Source organism: Bacillus sp. NEAU-242-2 (assembly GCF_027853835.1).
Taxonomy (GTDB): Bacteria; Bacillota; Bacilli; order Bacillales; family Bacillaceae; genus Bacillus; species Bacillus velezensis.
The window spans coordinates 131,470-151,110 of the sequence record NZ_JAPNNY010000005.1 but is presented as its reverse complement, the minus strand read 5'-3'; the positions used below and the strand labels follow the sequence as shown (position 1 = coordinate 151,110).

Genomic DNA, 19,641 nt, shown 5'->3' with positions numbered 1-19,641 from the left:
TGTCAGTCTTGTTCAGATTTATTCCGTATCCGCTCAATCACCTCATGCAGCCCCTCAGGCTTGTGAAACTCCACCGGCGAACTGCCTTTTTCAAACGAGATCGTCTCCGCCTCAATGAGCGCGACATAGCGCCCGTTCACTTTTGCGAGATGGATGGATTCGCCGAAATCAGCCAGTAATCCTTTAATCTCTGTTTCTCCGACTTTCATTTTCAGCTCGGCTTCCGGCGTGTGTTCAATGATCTGCGCGGATGCCTCGATGACTTGATGGGTGTCGAGGCGCTCCTGAATTTCCCGCTTTTCACTCGCTTCCCAAATTTCAATGTCGTGCTCAAACTGCTGAAGCTCTTCGCTGTTTTCTTCAAAAGTTTCATACACGTGCTCCTGCACCATGTTCATGACTTGGTTTTTCATGATTTCCGGCATCGATTCGCCATATTCGACAAATTTGAGAAAATCTTCGAAATAACGGGCGTGCGAGGCCTGGTGGATTTTCAGCTCATGCTCTTCCGTCATGCCTTCTTCCGGCACATACGGATATTGAATGCTTTTCATGTTTTTTGTCGTGATGGCCATTTCGACCTTTTTAATGAGAGACGAGGCGTCTGAGATGCGGGCGACCTTCGGCTCGAAATCGCATTTCATCATAAAGACGAATTTGTCCTCAAAATATTTGCGCGGAACGGCCGATGCCACGATAAAAACACCGCCGCGCACGGCGCTCGTGTCAAGATAAGTACGGACGAACTGCTCGCTTGCCTCGATAAATGCTTCCTTCGTATCCGCAAGTCTGGCGCGGTTGAAAAGGTTGTAATTCGGATTTGAATCAAGCTCATGGCCCGGCTCCGTGATAAAATGGCCGATTTTTGTGGGGACCTGCTCGGATTGCGGATGCCGTTCGGCTTTCCGTTTGACGATTTTCTTCAATTCCCCGTCAAGAAAATCCTTCAGCTCGCTTTCTTCAAATTCTTCCGTGTCAAGGGTCTGGAAATGTTTGAACTGTTTATTTGCCTGTTCGTCTTTTCCTTCCACTTGAATGACATAAAACGATAAAAACTTGATTTCAAAATCCATATGTGAACTCACCTTATTTCTGTATTTGACAAGCCTCTCCAGTATAGAAAAAACCGTTATTGATCGTCAATCCGGGGATTGATCCGTAACGGCGGATAATCGGCCGGTGAAAAGGGCACTGTAGTTGGAAGGAACGCATCAATGTGTAAGAAAGGGTGTTATTCATGAAGGAAACAGGTCCGATTCCGCAGCCGAAGACATTCGGTCCGCTCGGCAATCTTCCTTTGCTTGATAAAGACAAGCCTACAATGTCGCTGATCAAACTGGCAAACGAGCAAGGGCCTATTTTTCAGCTGCATACCCCGGCGGGCGCCATTATCGTCGTGTCCGGACATGAACTGGTGAAAGAGGTTTGTGATGAAGAGCGGTTCGATAAAAGCATTGAAGGGGCTTTGGAGAAAGTCCGGGCGTTTTCCGGTGACGGGCTGTTTACAAGCTGGACGCATGAGCCTAACTGGCGAAAGGCGCATAATATTCTGATGCCGACCTTCAGCCAGCGCGCGATGAAAGATTATCATTCGATGATGACTGATATCGCGGTGCAGCTGATTCAAAAATGGGCTAGGCTGAATCCGGATGAGGCCGTTGATGTGCCTGCTGATATGACCCGCCTGACGCTTGATACGATCGGGCTTTGCGGCTTTAACTATCGGTTTAACAGCTATTACAGGGAAACGCCTCATCCGTTTATCAACAGCATGGTGCGCGCCCTTGATGAAGCGATGCACCAAATGCAGCGCCTTGATGTTCAGGATAAACTCATGATCAGGACGAAGCGCCAATTTCATCATGACATTCAGGCGATGTTTTCGTTAGTAGACAGTATTATCGCAGAGCGCCGGTCAGGCGGACGGGATGAAAAGGATCTGCTGGCCAGAATGCTGAATGTGGAAGACCCGGAAACGGGCGAAAAACTTGATGATGAAAATATCCGGTTTCAAATCATCACGTTTTTAATTGCCGGCCATGAAACGACCAGCGGCCTGCTTTCCTTTGCCATCTACTTTCTGCTGAAACATCCCCGTGTTTTGGAAAAAGCCTATGAAGAAGCCGATCGGGTTTTGACCGATCCCGTTCCTTCTTATAAACAAGTACTGGAGCTTAGTTATATCCGAATGATTTTGCAGGAGTCATTGCGCTTATGGCCGACCGCGCCTGCGTTCAGCCTTTATGCGAAAGAGGATACGGTGATCGGCGGGAAATATCCGATCACGCCGAAAGACAGAATTTCCGTCTTAATTCCCCAGCTTCACCGTGATAAAGACGCGTGGGGAGACAATGCGGAGGAATTTTATCCGGAGCGGTTTGAACATCCTGATCAAGTGCCTCACCATGCGTACAAGCCGTTCGGAAACGGTCAGAGGGCGTGTATCGGTATGCAGTTCGCCCTGCATGAAGCAACTCTTGTTCTGGGGATGATTCTGCAGCATTTTACCTTTATCGATCACACCGATTATGAGCTCGATATTAAACAGACACTGACGATCAAGCCCGGCGACTTTCATATCCGGGTGCGGCCGAGAAACAAAGGAGCCGTTGCGGCAGCTCTCCCGGCGGCTGAAAAAGCGGCGGAAGACGTCGAAAAAGAAAAACGGGAAACAAAAGGCGCATCCATTATCGGGCTTGATAACCGACCGCTTCTGATTTTGTACGGCTCAGATACGGGAACCGCAGAAGGCGTGGCGCGGGAACTTGCCGATACTGCCGGGATGCACGGCGTCCGGACTGAAACGGCGCCTTTAAATGACCGGATCGGAAAACTGCCGAAAGAAGGAGCGCTCTTGATCATTACGTCCTCTTATAACGGAAAGCCTCCGAGCAACGCGGGACAATTCGTTCAATGGCTTGAAGAAGTCAAACGCGGGGAACTGGAAGGCGTCCGATATGCCGTCTTCGGCTGCGGTGATCATAACTGGGCGGCGACATATCAGGCTGTGCCGAGACTGATTGATGAGAAGCTTGCCGAAAAAGGGGCGGAACGCTTTTCTGCCCGAGGCGAAGGGGACGTCAGCGGCGATTTTGAAGGAAAGCTTGATGAATGGAAAAAAAGCATGTGGACGGACGCCATGAAGGCATTCGGTCTCAAGCTGAATGAAAATGCCGAAAAAGAGCGAAGTGCGCTGGGTCTTCAATTTGTCAGCGGGCTTGGCGGGTCTCCTTTGGCAAAGACGTATGAAGCGGTTTACGCATCCGTTGCGGAAAACAGGGAACTTCAGGCGCCGGAAAGCGGCCGGAGCACAAGGCATATCGAAATCACTCTGCCGAAAGAGGCTGCCTATCATGAAGGGGATCATCTCGGCGTGCTGCCGGTAAACAGCAAAGAGCAGGTCAGCCGTGTTCTCCGCCGGTTCCATCTGAACGGGAACGATCAAGTGCTGCTCACGGCCAGCGGACAGAGCGCGGCTCATCTCCCGCTCGATCGGCCGGTCAGGCTGCATGATCTTCTGAGCAGCTGTGTCGAATTGCAGGAAGCGGCATCAAGGGCCCAAATCCGGGAAATGGCCGCTTATACGGTCTGTCCGCCGCACAAACGGGAATTGGAAGATTTTCTTGAGGAGGGCGTCTATCAGGAGCAAATCTTAACATCGCGCGTCTCGATGCTCGATCTCCTTGAAAAATATGAAGCGTGTGAACTGCCGTTTGAGCGATTTCTGGAGCTTTTGCGCCCGCTGAAGCCGCGGTATTATTCGATTTCAAGTTCGCCGCGGAAACATCCCGGGCAGGCCTCAATTACCGTCGGTGTCGTTCGCGGCCCCGCCCGGAGCGGTTTGGGTGAGTATCGCGGAGTCGCTTCGAATTATTTAGCGGACCGCGGCCCTGAGGATGGTATCGTAATGTTTGTCCGCACTCCGGAAACACGATTCCGGCTGCCGGAAGATCCGGAAAAACCGATTATTATGGTCGGTCCCGGCACAGGAGTCGCCCCGTTCCGCGGATTTCTGCAGGCCCGCGCGGCGTTAAAAAAAGAAGGGAAAGAGCTGGGGGAGGCTCATCTGTATTTCGGATGCAGAAACGATCATGATTTTATTTACCGTGATGAGCTTGAAGCTTATGAAAAAGACGGAATCGTGACGCTTCATACGGCTTTCTCCCGCAAAGAAGGCGTACCGAAAACGTATGTGCAGCACTTAATGGCGAAAGACGCCGGCGCTTTAATTTCCATCCTCGGCCGGGGAGGGCACCTCTACGTATGCGGCGACGGCAGCAAAATGGCGCCCGATGTAGAGGCAACGCTGCAAAAAGCGTATCAGTCGGTCCACGAAACAGACGAACGGCAAGCGCAAGAATGGCTTTTGGACCTCCAGACAAAAGGCATTTACGCAAAAGATGTTTGGGCGGGGATTTGACCGATGTGATGAAAAGGACTGGATGACTCCGGTCCTTTTTCCTTTAATAAAATGAATTGCTTTCCAATCGATATACATTCGGCTTGTCCAACCACACCTGGTCAAGATATCTTCCCTGCTTGACTCCCGGACCTTCTATTTTGGTCATTTCTAAAACCTGCAAAAATTGTCATCAGAAGTGTGGCTTAAAAGTTTTACCGTATGTTCCTCCGTTAGCCAGAAATTCAGACAGCCATTGCATGCTATCTATTGAGTTGAAGATCAGCAGGCTTCTCTTTTTTATTAGGATGCTTATATAAAGGACGTCTCATGCTGTAATGGAAGCATACCGGCGCAAAGAGTCCCATCTGCTGTTCCCAAGACTAAATAGTTGCGCCTATTTTGGATAAAACCTCTTTACAAATATATGGAATTAGAATATACTCTGTTTCACAAAGTACTTTGCGAAAAGAGGAGCCTGTCTTATGTCAAATCAGAATTTTCGTGAATCAGAGATAGCTGAAAACTTATCTCATATCAAAGTCTTGACGAATTACAAGACTGAGTACTCAAGGCAAACCAGTCCATATTTCATTATTTGGGGCTGTATATGGATTATTGCGTATTCCGTTTCTTTATTTAAGGTACTTTCTGTAGTCCTTGCTTGTGTCTGGTTAATACTGGCAGTATTAGGATGGATACTGACTTTGAAGACATATCTTAAGCAGAAACAATTTGATCCTATGCCCACTTTCTTAAAGAATCAATTAAAATATGCTTGGATTGGATTCATATTAGTGGTATGCATTTTTGTTTTCCTGTTTTTAATGGGATTATTGCCGCGAACAGGAGAATTTCTATCGTTTTTGATTGTTTTAATGGTGTCTATTATGTACATATTCTTAGGCATCGTGTTAACAAAAGAGATTTTTGTTATGGGATTTTGGCTGAGCATACTCGGTATGCTTACATTCTGCCTATTTCCTGATGCAATGAATATTGTTTTTGCATTTATTGGCGGAGGCAGCCTATTACTTACAGGAATGATTTTGAAAAGAAAAGGGCAAGGAAATGAGTAATGTTAACAATATCAATGATTTAATACATGCCAAAGTGCGGTTGGGAATTATGAGTTTATTGATGACTTATGATCAATGTGATTTTACTTTCCTGAAAAAGTCATTAGACATCACAGATGGGAATTTAGGTTCGCATCTGAAAAAGTTAGAAGATGCAGCTTATATAGAACTAACCAAGAAGTTCGTATCCAAAAAGCCGAAGACTATTGTTCAGATCACGAAAGAAGGGAAAGCAGCCTACAAGGAGTACATTAATACGATTGAATCCATATTTAAAATAAATAACAGTGGGGGCATGGTGTAAATGCTGCAAGTTGAACATATAAGTAAGCGCTATGGCACGACTCTGGCTTTGGACAATGTTGCTTTAACAATTCCGAAAGGAGTCTGCTATGGACTTGTTGGACCGAACGGATCCGGCAAATCTACCTTAATTAAGATCATCTCGCGCATCATCCGCGAATATGACGGTAAGGTTGAATTTGTCGGCAAGGAAAATGGCAGGCTGGGTTATGTTCCGCAGGATATCAGCCTTGAAGAAAAATTAACCGCAAAAACCAATATGGAATTTTTCGGAAAGTTACACAGGCTGAATGGCTTAAAACTAAAGCAAACAACAAAAAAACTGTTAGAAGATATCGGGTTGTTAGAAAGGGCAAACGACGTTGTGGAGAACTTTTCTGGAGGAATGAAGCGCCGTTTAAATATCGGGTGTGCATTAATGCACGATCCAGACTTAATTATTCTAGATGAGCCGACGGTAGGTGTGGACCCGCAATCACGCCGCTACATTTTTAAAATCGTAAATCGACTCAAAAAAGCCGGTAAAACCATTATTTATGTGAGTCATTACATGGAAGAGATTGAAACTCTTTGTGACTATGTAGCTTTTATCGACAGAGGGCAAATTATCGATGAAGGAGAAATAAATGAACTGCTTAAACGACATGAAGAATCATCTATTATGTTTAACTCCTCATTGTCTCCTGAATTAATAAAGAGCCATGGTTTTGAGTTTTCAGTCGTTAATTCAGGGTTGATAATAAAAACCAAAGAACCTTTAGAAACCATGGAGCGCTTAATTAGGGTCAGTAAGGAAAACAATATTGTGCCTCATCAGTTGTTTTTATATAAGCCAAAATTAGAAGATGTATTCTTTAAACTTACCGGCACTGATTTGCGTGATGAAGAATAAAGGGGGAATTTATCATGTTACCGCTCGCTCAAATTGAAACGCTAAAACAGTTAAAGGATAAGTCTCTGTTTTTTTGGACGATTATATTACCCATTGTGTCCATCATATTGCTGATTGAGCTATTTACGACAGACAGTGCAAACAAAACTTTAGTAGCTTCTCAATCTGTAACCGGCATGAGCGTATTCTTTTCAACATTCATTATTATCTCCATCGTTATAAGTTTTGTAAAGGATCGGGAAAAAGGAATTGTATCAAGACTGGCAAGTACTCCTTTAAAGCCTTATAACTTCTTCTTAGGAAAAAGTATCCCTTTTTTAGTCATAACTTTTATGCAAATTCTTCTCCTTTCCGTTCTGGGAATATTTCTGTACGATATTGAAATTAATAATTTTCCGGCGTATTTGTGGGTTGTTGTGTTGATATCTTTACTAGTTACATCCTGGGGAGTTGCTATTTCGGTCTTTGCAAAGACTGAAAATACCGGCTTGGTCATGACAAATGTGATTGCATTAGGTACCGCTGTTGTATGTGGTTTATGGACTCCTTATGATCAATTGCCAAGCTATCTTCAAACTATTGGAATGCTCTTCCCTCAGTACTGGGCGCATCAAGGGTTAATTCAATCGGTCTCGACGATATCGGGAGGAGAAAGTCTAGTATGGGTAACATTTGTTGTACTGGGCTATACAATACTAGGATTTATAGTTTCTCTAATTGGATACAGACATTACATTAAAATGGCGAGAAATTAAACCTCCGTGAGAATTAAGATATTAAAACGCAGCTGGGACTAAAAGGAGAGCGGGAAATGATTAGTGAAAAACTAAAACTGTATGTCGAGGCTCAATTTAAAAAGTATGAAAAAAACTCGTTGTTGAACAGAAAAAAAACGGAGCTAATTCCTTTATTGGCGGGTTTGATGAAACCAGTTCACAATTTTTTTCGCTAATGAGAAACAGAAATTTGCAAGACGCCTTAAGGACCAGTGTTGGAGAACAGTTTAAGCAGTCACAAATGCCAGCTCTGCTGCATGGTTGGATTATAAAAAACAAAAGGTATACGTGAAGAAAGCATTTTTGTATATCTTTAGGGTCTAAGCGATAATTTGACAGGGAAAGGACTGGATGACTCCGGTCCTTTTTTTACCTCACAAAAAAAACCTTCAAGTTTTTCAGTCCCTTTGCATACAATAACTTCAGCCCGCCTGTTGGGCGGCTGTCTTTGATATTCATTTTTCGTTTTTAGAAGTTTGTGTTATTCTTATATTTGGTATCTCCTAGTTTCAGACCGGGTCTGATACGGTACCTTTTAATGCCAGAAAAAAATGTGAAACGAAGAACGGATATCCTGCGTCTAATGGCTGGCGGGATAAGATGTTCAATGGGCATGACACGAATGATAAATATATCGTTTTTTAAAATGGTGTGTTTATGGGGCTGTGTGATGCTTTCGTTTTGCTCGGAAAGCAGGAATTGAAGCAAAAAGTAAGAATACAGATTTAAAGTGTTTAGGAAAGTAGAGGTTGCCATGAAGAAATTATTTTCTTACAGACTTAGTTTTTTTGTACTGGCTATTATTTTGTTTTGGGCCAAAACGTATTTAGCCTATCATGCTGAATTCAACCTTGGGGTGAAGGGTCCGACGCAGCAGTTTCTGCTTGTGATCAATCCGTTCTCAAGCGCCATTTTCTTTTTAGGACTGGCATTGTTTGCGAAAGGCCGCAAATCAGCGATTATCATGGTGATTATTGATTTCATCATGACGTTTATTTTGTATGCAAATATCCTATTCTATCGATTCTTCGATGATTTCTTGACATTCCCGAACTTAAAGCAATCCGGTAATGTCGGAAATATGGGAGACGGCATCTTCAGCATTATGTCCGGCCATGATATTTTATACTTTGTTGATATTATTATTTTAATCGCGCTTCTGGTGTGGAGACGTGAGCTGAAGGAATTCAAGCTGAAAAAACGGTATACGTCATTAATTATCGTGACGGGTATTGTGTTGTTCTTCGTGAACCTGGCGATTGCCGAAGAGGACCGCCCGGAGCTGCTGACAAGAACGTTTGACCGCAATTACATTGTAAAATACTTAGGCCTTTATAATTACACGATTTATGACGGCGTACAGACGGCGCAGACGGAATCACAGCGGGCATATGCCAGCAGCGATGACCTGACGAGCGTTGAAAACTACACATCGTCGCATTATGCGAAGCCGAACGCCGAGTATTTCGGCAAGGCCAAAGGCAAAAACATCATTAAGATTCACCTGGAGAGCTTCCAATCGTTTTTGATCAATTACAAACTTGACGGAAAAGAAGTCACGCCGTTCCTGAATAAACTCGCCCGCGGCGGAGAGGACATGACGTACTTTGATAACTTTTTCCACCAAACGGGCCAAGGTAAAACATCTGACGCCGAGCTGATGATGGATAACAGTCTGTTCGGACTGCCTGAAGGGTCAGCCTTCGTGACAAAAGGGGAAAACACGTATCAATCGCTTCCTGCCATCCTTGACCAAAGTGAGGGCTATACAAGCGCCGTTTTACACGGTGACTACAAATCATTCTGGAACCGTGACCAGATTTACAAACATATCGGCTACGATAAATTCTTTGACGCCAGCACATACGATATGTCTGATGACAACCTTGTCAATATGGGACTGAAGGATAAACCATTCTTCAAAGAATCCATACCGAAGCTTCAATCGCTGAAACAGCCGTTCTACGCGCATCTGCTCACGCTGACGAACCATTATCCGTTTACGCTTGATGAAAAAGACGCAACGATCGAAAAAGCGAAAACGGGCGACGCGACTGTGGATGACTATTTCCAGACGGCGCGTTATCTCGACGAAGCGCTTGAACAGTTCTTTAAAGATTTGAAGTCATCCGGTTTATATGACAACTCGGTGATTATGCTTTATGGAGACCACTACGGAATCTCTGAAAACCATAACCGCGCGATGAAAGAAATTCTCGGCAAAGAAATTACGCCTTATCAAAACGCGCAGAATCAGCGTGTGCCGCTTATGCTTCGCATCCCCGGCAAAAAAGGCGGGGTGAACCATACGTACGGCGGTGAAATGGACGTTGTGCCGACGATCCTTCACTTGGAAGGCATCGATTCTAAGAAATATATTAATTTCGGCACCGATCTCTTCTCGAAAGACCATGATGATACGGTGACGTTCCGTAACGGAGATTACGTCACGCCGAAATATACTTCCATCTCCAATGTCGTATACGATACGAAGACAGGAAAAGAACTGAAAGGCAATCAGGAAACGAAAAACCTGAAAGCCAGAGTCACAGAGCAGCTGAAGCTGTCTGACAGCGTGATGTACAAAGACTTGCTCAGATTCCACAAATTGAGCGACTTTACGCCGGTTGATCCGTCTAAATATCATTACGGCAAAGAAAAGCTGAATCAGGATAATAAATAATAGAAAGAGCCTTACGGAATTTCCGTGAGGCTCTTTTTTTGTGTGTATCTTCACCAATCTGAAAAAAGAGAGAGCTTTTGGTCACAAAGGGCGCCAATCTCTCATATCTTACAGTAGATTTTGAAACCGGTGATAGAGAATCGGACAAATTATCGGGTTGGTTTCTCTTATACGGGCGGTTTCGAATCCAATATTCACAGAGAAGAGGGGTAGAGATGAAAGCAGTCATTCTCTGCGGCGGAAAAGGAACGAGAATGAGCGAAATCACCAATGAACGTCCCAAACCGCTCGCCATGATAGGCGGCAAACCGATTCTATGGCATATTATGAAACTCTATCAATACTATGGCGTGAACGAATTTATCCTGCTTCTTGGTTTCAAAGGAGAGATGATTAAGGAATATTTCTTAGATTATGACTGGAAGAATCACAGCATGACGCTGGACAGCTCTACCGGAGAAGTGCGGATATTGGGAACATCCGAGCCGTGGAAAATCACTTTTTTAGACACGGGGGAACACACGCAGACAGCGGGGCGGCTTTTACAGGCGAAGGACATCATCGGTGATGAAACCTTTCTTATGACGTACGGGGACGGACTGGCGAACATCAACCTGTTTCATCTGATCAGCTATCATCAATCAAAAGGGGCTGCGGCGACCGTCACCGGTATAGAAAAGACCTCGCAATTCGGAACGCTGACGGTTGAAGACGGTATGGCGAAAAGCTTTTCTGAAAAAAACTCAAGTGACGGCATCATCAACGGCGGATTTTTCGTGCTCAGCCCGAAGGTATTTGATTATCTGCCGAAAGACAGGGACGTCATGTTTGAAGAAGAACCGCTGAAGGAGCTGGCAAAGGACGGCGAATTGGCGGTATACCGGCATTACGGTTTCTGGACGGCGATCGATACGTATAAAAACCTGCTGGAAATCAACAAGATGTGGGACCGGGGACAACATGTATGGAAGGTATGGTGATCAAGTTTGAGTTTCTGGAAAAATAAAAATGTGTTTGTGACGGGATGTACAGGTCTTTTAGGAAGCAGCTTGGTGAAGGAACTGATCGATCAGGGGGCTAATGTGACGGGGCTTGTCCGTGACACTGTGCCCAAGTCGAACCTGTATCAGGGAGAACAAGTGAAGCAAATGAATATCGTGCACGGCGCGCTTGAAGATCTGGATGTGATTGAGCGGGCGCTGGGCGAATATGAAATTGACACAGTCTTTCATTTAGCCGCTCAGGCGATCGTCGGCGTCGCAAACCGCAATCCGATTTCCACATTTGAAGCCAATATTCTCGGCACATGGAACATCCTTGAAGCGTGCCGCAGGCATCCGCTCATCAAACGGGTGATCGTCGCGTCCAGTGATAAAGCGTACGGCGACCAGCCGACACTGCCGTACGATGAAAACATGCCTCTTCAGGGCAAACATCCGTATGACGTATCAAAAAGCTGTGCCGATTTATTAAGCCACACATATTTTAATACGTACGGACTTCCGGTCTGTATTACGCGCTGCGGCAACTTGTACGGCGGCGGGGATTTGAACTTCAACCGGATTATTCCGCAGACGATTCAGCTCGTGCTGAACGGTGAAGCGCCGGAAATCCGCAGCGACGGCACATTTATCCGTGATTATTTTTACATCGAGGATGCGGTCGAGGCATACCTTTTGCTGGCGGAAAAGATGGAGGAGCTCAATCTTGCGGGAGAAGCGTTCAACTTCAGCAATGAGATTCAGCTGACGGTGCTGGAACTTGTAGAAAAAATTCTTAAGGCGATGGACAGTGACCTCAAGCCGAAAGTGCTCAATCAGGGAAGCCACGAAATCAAGCACCAATATTTATCAGCGGAAAAGGCGAGGAAGCTTCTGAATTGGACGCCCGCGCATACCATTGATGAAGGATTGGAAAAAACGATCGAATGGTATAAAGCCTTTTTTCAAAAGTAACAGAAACAGAGGTGAGAGAAAGACGTGACAAGCGCATATTGCACAGTTTTATCAAAAGGAAGGCTGTATCAGGCTATCGCTTTGTTCGGCTCATTGAAAGCGGTTCAGGCGGACGCCCCCATTTTTACTTTGTGTATGGATCAAGACACCTATGACGTGCTTCAGGCAATGCGGCCGGATAATGTCACCTTGATTCAGGTGTCCGCACTGGAAAATGAGGAGCTCCTTGAACTGAAGCGGACGAGGGATCAGAGCGAATACTGCTGGACGGTGAAGCCGGTATTTCTCGAATTCGTGCTGGACGGACATCCGGAATTAGAGCGTGTCACGTACATTGATGCCGATTTGTTTTTCTTCGCTGATCCTCGCGCGATTTTTGACAATCAGCCGGATTGTTCGGTGCTTCTGTCACGGGGCGATATCGTCATTCCCTCATTTGAAAAACAGGAAATCGACATGCTGCAGCGTCTTTTAGGCCGGTATAATTCCGGTTTTCTCAGCTTCAAAACCGACAGTGCCGGCACAGATTGTCTCAGATGGTGGAAAGAACGCTGCCTGGAAGAATGCAAAAATGCGCCGGGCGAAGGAAAATTCGGAGATCAAGGCTACTTGGATTACATGTCCGGCCTGTTCCCGAATGTGTGTGACATCACCACGCCCGGCGTGAATATCGGCCATTGGAATTACGGCCGCCACACGTTTTCATGGAAGGACGGGCGTCTTGTGCTCGAAGACGGAAGTCCGCTGATTTTCTATCATTTCAGCGGATACCGGATCGTCACAGCCAGCGACATTCGGCAGATTCATGAGACGGACCGGACCGACCTGCCGTTTGTCCATCAGCTTTATCAGGACATTCTGAAGCGGGTGATCGGGACGGTCAGCGCCGTCTGCCCGGAGTTCAGCGGCTTTGCATCTGAGGATGATAACAAATAAATGATCATATACAGGAAGTGAACGAAAAGTGAAGGCAAGCGTCATTGTTCCCGCATATAATTCCAAGGAGAGGCTTTATAACAGCCTGCTGTCCCTGAATGAACAGGAATGCACAGAGCCGTTCGAAGTGATTGTGGCTGACAACGGTTCGGAAGACGGAACCTTATCCATGCTTGAATCATTCAGCGCGAATTTTCCGCTGATTTTTGTAAGAATTAAAGAAAACAGAGGGATCGCTTACGGCCGGAATCAGGCGGTCCGCAATGCCAGAGGCGATATTTTGATTTTCCATGACAGCGACATGCTTGCCGAAAAGGATTTGGTGGCGAAGCATATCAAGGCTCATGAGAACCGGGACGATCTTGTCGTATGCGGTATGTTCTGGAAGCGGATTTACAGCTTTTATTATGACCGTTTTGAAAAAGAGCATAAGGAAAAACTCGCCGAACTGTATGAAGAGCTGCCGGGCGATAAAGAGGCGCTCCTTGATGAAAGTGACATCAGAGACGGAAGCTTTCTTGACCGATGCTTTGATTTAGATACCGACTTTATCCGGGTGCTGAAAAGCATTTTGGAAAAATACGGAGATGATTTGAACGGCTACCGTCTGCCGTGGCGTTTTTTCATTACGAACAATTCATCAGTTAAGAGGCAGCACGTGGCAGATCTCGGCCTGTTTGATGAAGGCATTGTCAGATACGGCTTTGAAGATTATGATCTCGGCATCAGGCTTCATCAGTCGGGAATGAGATTTCAGCTGCGGCGCGATATCATGAGCGTCCATCAGGAGCATCCGAGCAACTGCGCTTCCGTTGATGACATCAGGGCGAATATCGCGTACATGTGCGACAAGTACAATGACATTCATTCGCTTGACGTGCACCTCGCGTTTAACGGACCGTTTGACGCGGAGTTAACCAACAGCATGATGGCAGATATCGAAGTGCTGCTTGATTATGAGAAATATGAAAGCCTGCTGCACATTTTTCTCGAGCTGCTGCACGCGGTTAAAGACCGCAACCTTGACCCGGACTGGAAGACGAAAAGCCCGCGGATCACGGCGAACAGCTTCCAGCTGCCGGAGGTCGGAAAGCTTTTGGCAAAAGCGGAAAAAAAGCTGGGCGTCACGCACTTTGCAAGGGCGTTCAAAGCGCTGACTGCTGATTTACTGCATGTGGATCTTAAATAAATTGGATGTGATATGGTGAGTAAATATCATTTTTCAACCATTGTTTCCAGAACGCATATCTTTAAACTGATGCCGATGATTCATTCTCTCCATGAGCATTGCCGGGATTTTCATCTGTATGTGCTGTGTGTCGATCAGAAAGCGTACGAACTGCTTCAGCAGGTGCCGTGGGAACATGTCACGGCGGTTCAGCTCCATGAAATGGAGGACCCGGAGCTGCTTGAAGCAAAGGGCGGCCGGACGTTTCATGAATATTGCTGGACGCTGAAGCCGGCTTTTCTGTTCCATGTGATGACGGAGTATGATGAAGCCGAATATTTTGCCCATTTGGACACCGATCTCTTTTTCTTCTCAGATGCGGGCGAGCTGTTTGCGGAAAAGCCGGATGCTTCCCTTTTTCTGACGGATCACCGCAATTCAGAACGGTTTGCGTCTTATTACAAGCTGACGGGGCAGTACAACACCGGGTTTGTCGGCGCGCGGAATACCGGGGAAGCGTATCGGGCGGTCTGGCAGTGGAGACAGGATTGCATCTCCTATTGTACGGTGGAGATGAATGAAGAAAAAAAGACATACGGTGACCAAAGGTATGTTGAAAAGTGGCCCGCGCAGTTTGAACACGTTCATGTCACGGAGTCGATCGGCGCGAATGCGGCGCTGTGGAATATTGAGCAATATGACGTCAGCCTGCGCGACGGGGCTGTATATGTCAATGACACCCCGCTGATTTTTTATCATTTTTCAGGCTTTACGCTCGTCACGGAGAACGAATTCAATCTCTGCTGGTACTATCACATTGATGACGAGGCGACAGTCAGTATGATTTACGTCCCGTACATCAAAAACGTAAAAAAATGGATTGATGAAATTCAAAAAGCGTTTCCTGATTTCAGAGACGGGTTTATTCCGAAATATGCGGTTCCTGACACTCATTTTTATACGGTTGAAACATAAAATCCCTGCCTTTTCGGCAGGGATTTTTTTATGAATGCCATTCTTTTAATGTTTTGTCGCTCGGCAGGACAAAGGCGAGCAGACCTAAAACGGGCAGAAAGGCGACGGCTGTCATGGTCGGCGTCAATCCCGCTGAATCAATAAGAGCTCCGAGCGCAACCGCTCCGATCGCGCCCATTCCGAAGGCGAGCCCGACCGTAAGCCCTGACATCGTTCCGATTTTGCCGGGAACAAGCTCCTGCGCGTAGACAACCGTCACGGAGAAGCTGGACATCAGAACAACGCCGATCAGCGCCAGTACGCCATAGGCGATGACAGGTCCCGCAAACGGAAGGAAAATCGTCAAGGGAGCCGATGCCGTCATGGAAACGATGATGACGTTCCGCTTTCCGAAACGGTCTGCAAGCGGCCCGCCGAGAAACGTTCCGACAGCTCCGAAAAATAAAAAGACGAAGATGTAGCTCTGTGCCTGCTGAATGCTGACATGATAGGCATTCATCGCATAGAACGTATAAAAGTTGCCGATCGCGCTCACATACCAGGAGCGCGCGAAAATTAAGAAGATAATCATGATAAGGGCGAGAATAATCGGTTTTGTAATGACGGTCTGCACAGCGGCGGCCGGTGATTTTTTACTTACGGCGCGCAAATGAATCAGGCGGCCTTTATACCATTTGGCGATATAAATGAGAAACAGCACAGCGATTGCGGCGACAAGCGTAAACCAGACAGAGCCGAATTGACCGAGCGGAACGAGAATCAGCGCGGTAATCAAGGGCGCCATCGCCTGGCCGGTATTCCCTCCGACTTGGTAAATCGATTGCGCCAAGCCGCGCTTTTCGCCGGCGGCCATGTAAGCGACACGCGATCCTTCAGGATGAAAGACGGCGGAGCCAAGGCCGATAAAAAAGACACAGCATAAAATCGTCAGAAAAGACGGGGCGAACGCGAGACCTAAAATGCCGAGCATGCTTGCGGTGAGTCCGAGCGGCAAAGCATACGGCATCGGGCGTTTATCCGTATACCAGCCGATGACGGGCTGCATCACGGAAGACACCATATTCAGCGTAAAGGCGATAATTCCGAGCTGCGTAAATGTAAGATTCATGGAACGTTCCAAAATCGGAAACATCGCCGGAATCACCGCTTGCAGTGAATCGTTCAGCAGATGACAGATCCCGATAATGAACAGAATAGAATACATGGTTGTCTCGGGACGATGGACAGGTTTTTCTTTAAGCGGGGCGGCAATTGCCAAAGTGATTCTCCTCCTTTTTATGTAAACGAAGCATACACCATATTATTCATAAGGTGAATGAATTATCAAGTGCAAAAAAGGCTCTTCTTTCTCAAACAGAAAAAAGAGCCTCCCTTTTTATTTATTTAACAAACTGTGTTTTCTCGAATACATCATATAAACGACGATCCCGGCGGCGATCCAGATGACAAAGGCGAGCCATGTCACGCCCGGCAGGCTGCTTGCGAGATACAGGCATAAGCATGCGCTGATGATCGGCACAAAAGGCACGAAAGGAACACGGAAGGAAGATTTGATCTCCGGATGTTTCTTTCTTAAAACGATGACGGCGATCGCAATGACCGTAAAGGCCGCCAAGGTTCCCATATTGACGAGATGCGCCAAGGTTCCCAGATCAATAAAACCTGCGATCCCGGCGGCAACGATCCCCGTCACCCATGTGTTTTGAAACGGTGTTTTAAAACGCGGGTGAACCTTGGAAAACATGCGGGGCAAGAGGCCGTCTCTGCTCATCGCAAATGTAAGGCGCACCTGAGCGTAAAGCAGAGCGAGCATGACCGTTGTAATCCCGATAATCGCGCCGACGGAAATAATGCCTGCTATTTTGTTCTGGCCGACAAATTGGAGCGCGAAAGATACAGGGTCTCCGACATTCAGCTTGGTATACGAAAGCATTCCCGTCAGGACAAGCGATACCGTAATGTAAAGGACGGTGCAGATGGCAAGCGCGCCGATGATTCCGACAGGCATTGATTTCTGCGGGTTTTTCACTTCTTCCGACGCGTTTGACACGGCATCAAATCCGAGATACGCGAAGAAAACGGTCGCGGCGCTCGTGATGACGCCTTTCATTCCGAACGGCATAAACGGCGACCAGTTTTCCGGTTTCACGTAGCCGAAACCGACGACGATAAACAGCAGAATGATCGCAATTTTCATCAATACAATGACATTGTTAAAGCGGGTGCTTTCTTTCACGCCCCTTGAAACAATCGCGGTAATGACCAAGATAATGATAACGGCCGGCAGGTTGAACACGGCACCCGTTTTGCTGCCGGGTGCGGCGGTCAGCGCCTCCGGAAGATGCAGCCCGAAGCCTGCAAGAAGCGACTGGAAATAAGATGACCAGCCGGTTGCGACGGCGGCGAGCGCGATAACATATTCAAGCATTAAGTCCCATCCGATTAAAAACGCGAGACACTCCCCGAGAGTGACATATGAATACGTATATACGCTGCCTGAAATCGGAATGGATGAAGAAAATTCCGCATAACAAAACGCGGCGAGCGCGCAGGCAAGGCCCGCGAGCACAAACGACAGAATCAAAGCCGGTCCTGCGCCTGTCGCGGCCACAGTCCCGGTAATCACAAAAATCCCCGTGCCGACAACACAGCCGATTCCGAGCAAAACCAAGTCAAAAGCGCTTAACGAGCGGGACAGGCTGGTCTGTTTGCTCTGGGCCTTTAAGTCGGCCAGCGGCTTTTTCCGAAATAGTAAAGACATATGGGTCCTCCTGAAAATTCATAATATTCTTATCATTATATACACTGACGTTTGTATTATATTGTCGAAATTTCTCGCAGTCAATTAAAGAATTTTCCACTTTAAAAGGACAAAGCTAAAAAGCGTCGATGCACGGAAGGAAAGGGAATTTTATTGTGAAATAGTTCAATTTTCTCACCTTAAGACCGATACAAAAGATGACTCATCAACTAATTTCAAGTTTCGGTGAAAGGGAGATGTTTACATGTTTCAATATGAAGAACTAAATAAGCAGTTTATCGGCGGCCGATGGAGGGATGGGAGCAGCCGGAACGTATTGGAAAACAGAAATCCTTATACTCAAAAAGTCATCACCTCATTCCGAAAAGCGACGCCTGATGACGTGGATGCGGCATATCGCGCCGCGGCTCTTGCGAAACAAGAATGGGACAAAGTAAACCCTTTTAAAAAGCGGGCCATTTTGGAAAAAGCCGTTTCTTTCATTGAAGAGCACGAAGAAGCGATTATTTACTTAATCATGGAGGAGCTTGGCGGAACACGGCTGAAGGCTGAGTTTGAAATCGGACTTGTCAAAAATATGATAAAAGAAGCCGCAACATTTCCGGTGCGGATGGAAGGGAAAATTCTCCCGTCCACGATTGACGGAAAAGAAAACAGGCTGTACAGAATACCCGCCGGAGTCGTGGGGGTGATCAGCCCGTTTAATTTCCCGTTTTTCCTTTCGATGAAATCTGTTGCGCCGGCACTCGGCGCGGGGAACGGCGTCGTGCTGAAGCCTCATGAAGAAACGCCGATCTGCGGCGGAACGCTTATCGCGAAAATTTTTGAAGCGGCCGGCGTACCGGACGGGCTGCTGAATGTCATCGTGACGGATATCGGGGAGATCGGCGACAGCTTTGTTGAGCATCCCGTGCCGCGGATAATCTCATTTACAGGTTCAACCGGAGTGGGCAGCTATATCGGACAGCTTGCGGTCAAACACTTTAAAAAACCGCTGTTGGAGCTTGGCGGAAACAGCGCGCTGATCGTGCTTGAGGATGCTGATCTTGAATACGCCGTCAATGCGGCCGTATTCAGCCGGTTTACGCATCAAGGCCAGATCTGTATGTCGGCGAACCGCGTGCTCGTTCACACATCTGTATATGACAAATTTACAGAGCTTTACGAAGCGAAAGTGTCATCGCTGAAAGTCGGCGATCCGATGGACCCTGATACGGTTATCGGTCCTTTAATCAATGAGAGACAGGCGGAAGGTCTGAGACGGTCTGTCGAAAAAGCGATAGAAGAGGGAGCGGTTCCGGTGCTGTCCGGCCGATTCAGCGGAACGGTCGCTGAGCCCGTCATTTTAAAAGATGTGAAACCTGAGATGAGCATCGCGAAGGAGGAGCTGTTCGGACCGGCCGTCTGCATCATGCCGTTTGAAACGGAGGATGAAGCGGTAAGCATCGCAAACGCGACACCGTTCGGTTTAAGCGGAGCCGTGCATACGGCAAACGTGGAGCGGGGCGTTGAGTTTGCTAAGCGGATCGAAACCGGCATGATTCACGTCAACGATACGACCATTAATGATGAACCGAATGTCGCGTTCGGCGGCGAGAAACAATCAGGTCTCGGCAGGCTGAATGGCGAATGGAGTCTTGAAGAATTCACCACGCTGAAATGGATTTCGGTTCAGCATAAAAAACGTCAATTCCCATATTAAGAAGGAGTGAAA

At 46.9% G+C, this 19,641-nt stretch carries 15 protein-coding genes; 12 read left to right on the top strand and 3 right to left on the bottom strand.

Annotated elements, in window-relative coordinates:
* Positions 1-2 precede the first annotated feature (2 nt).
* The gene (locus OWN49_RS15685; RefSeq protein ID WP_077721923.1) at positions 3-1,073 is read right to left on the bottom strand and encodes a DUF3900 domain-containing protein; all 1,071 of its coding nucleotides are present in this window, start codon (positions 1,071-1,073) and stop codon (positions 3-5) included.
* A 164-nt stretch (positions 1,074-1,237) separates the two neighbouring features.
* Here OWN49_RS15685 and OWN49_RS15680 point away from each other — a divergent pair, with 164 nt between their 5' ends.
* The 11 genes from OWN49_RS15680 to OWN49_RS15630 all read left to right on the top strand — a co-directional run bounded on the left by OWN49_RS15680 (position 1,238) and on the right by OWN49_RS15630 (position 15,166).
* Positions 1,238-4,420: a bifunctional cytochrome P450/NADPH--P450 reductase gene (locus OWN49_RS15680; protein ID WP_176283183.1), complete on the top strand. Its 3,183-nt coding sequence runs from the start codon at positions 1,238-1,240 to the stop codon at positions 4,418-4,420.
* A 464-nt stretch (positions 4,421-4,884) separates the two neighbouring features.
* Positions 4,885-5,478 carry a hypothetical protein gene (locus tag OWN49_RS15675; RefSeq protein WP_077721924.1) on the top strand — a complete coding sequence of 198 codons (594 nt, stop codon included), beginning with the start codon at positions 4,885-4,887 and terminating at the stop codon, positions 5,476-5,478.
* Positions 5,471-5,782: a winged helix-turn-helix domain-containing protein gene (locus OWN49_RS15670; protein WP_007609957.1), complete on the top strand. Its 312-nt coding sequence runs from the start codon at positions 5,471-5,473 to the stop codon at positions 5,780-5,782. The genes OWN49_RS15675 and OWN49_RS15670 overlap by 8 nt, the downstream gene beginning before the upstream one ends.
* The gene (locus OWN49_RS15665; protein ID WP_167859962.1) at positions 5,783-6,673 is read left to right on the top strand and encodes an ABC transporter ATP-binding protein; all 891 of its coding nucleotides are present in this window, start codon (positions 5,783-5,785) and stop codon (positions 6,671-6,673) included.
* Positions 6,674-6,687: 14 nt separating this feature from the next.
* Entirely contained in the window at positions 6,688-7,428 is a 741-nt protein-coding gene (locus OWN49_RS15660) for an ABC transporter permease (RefSeq protein ID WP_077721926.1), read from the top strand.
* A gap of 775 nt (positions 7,429-8,203) precedes the next feature.
* A complete protein-coding gene (locus OWN49_RS15655; RefSeq protein WP_003155677.1) occupies positions 8,204-10,132 on the top strand; it encodes an LTA synthase family protein in 1,929 nt (642 codons plus the stop codon).
* Between the two features lie 215 nt (positions 10,133-10,347).
* Positions 10,348-11,112, top strand: a complete 765-nt coding sequence (locus OWN49_RS15650; protein ID WP_079005179.1) for a glucose-1-phosphate cytidylyltransferase — start codon at positions 10,348-10,350, stop codon at positions 11,110-11,112.
* Positions 11,113-11,118: 6 nt separating this feature from the next.
* Positions 11,119-12,087: a GDP-mannose 4,6-dehydratase gene (locus OWN49_RS15645; RefSeq protein ID WP_063637010.1), complete on the top strand. Its 969-nt coding sequence runs from the start codon at positions 11,119-11,121 to the stop codon at positions 12,085-12,087.
* Positions 12,088-12,111: 24 nt separating this feature from the next.
* Positions 12,112-13,023: a putative nucleotide-diphospho-sugar transferase gene (locus OWN49_RS15640; protein WP_102422892.1), complete on the top strand. Its 912-nt coding sequence runs from the start codon at positions 12,112-12,114 to the stop codon at positions 13,021-13,023.
* A 28-nt stretch (positions 13,024-13,051) separates the two neighbouring features.
* A complete protein-coding gene (locus OWN49_RS15635) occupies positions 13,052-14,212 on the top strand; it encodes a glycosyltransferase family 2 protein (protein WP_176283184.1) in 1,161 nt (386 codons plus the stop codon).
* Positions 14,213-14,227: 15 nt separating this feature from the next.
* Positions 14,228-15,166, top strand: coding sequence for a putative nucleotide-diphospho-sugar transferase (locus OWN49_RS15630; protein WP_003155671.1), 939 nt, complete (start codon positions 14,228-14,230; stop codon positions 15,164-15,166).
* A 28-nt stretch (positions 15,167-15,194) separates the two neighbouring features.
* On the opposite strand, the gene OWN49_RS15625 is transcribed toward OWN49_RS15630, so the two are convergent.
* Positions 15,195-16,424, bottom strand: a complete 1,230-nt coding sequence (locus OWN49_RS15625) for an MFS transporter (protein WP_065180693.1) — start codon at positions 16,422-16,424, stop codon at positions 15,195-15,197.
* A gap of 117 nt (positions 16,425-16,541) precedes the next feature.
* Positions 16,542-17,927, bottom strand: a complete 1,386-nt coding sequence (locus OWN49_RS15620; RefSeq protein WP_025649927.1) for an amino acid permease — start codon at positions 17,925-17,927, stop codon at positions 16,542-16,544.
* Positions 17,928-18,171: 244 nt separating this feature from the next.
* On the opposite strand from OWN49_RS15620, the gene OWN49_RS15615 reads away from it, so the two are divergent.
* The gene (locus OWN49_RS15615; RefSeq protein WP_176283185.1) at positions 18,172-19,629 is read left to right on the top strand and encodes an aldehyde dehydrogenase family protein; all 1,458 of its coding nucleotides are present in this window, start codon (positions 18,172-18,174) and stop codon (positions 19,627-19,629) included.
* The last annotated feature ends 12 nt before the right edge of the window (positions 19,630-19,641 follow it).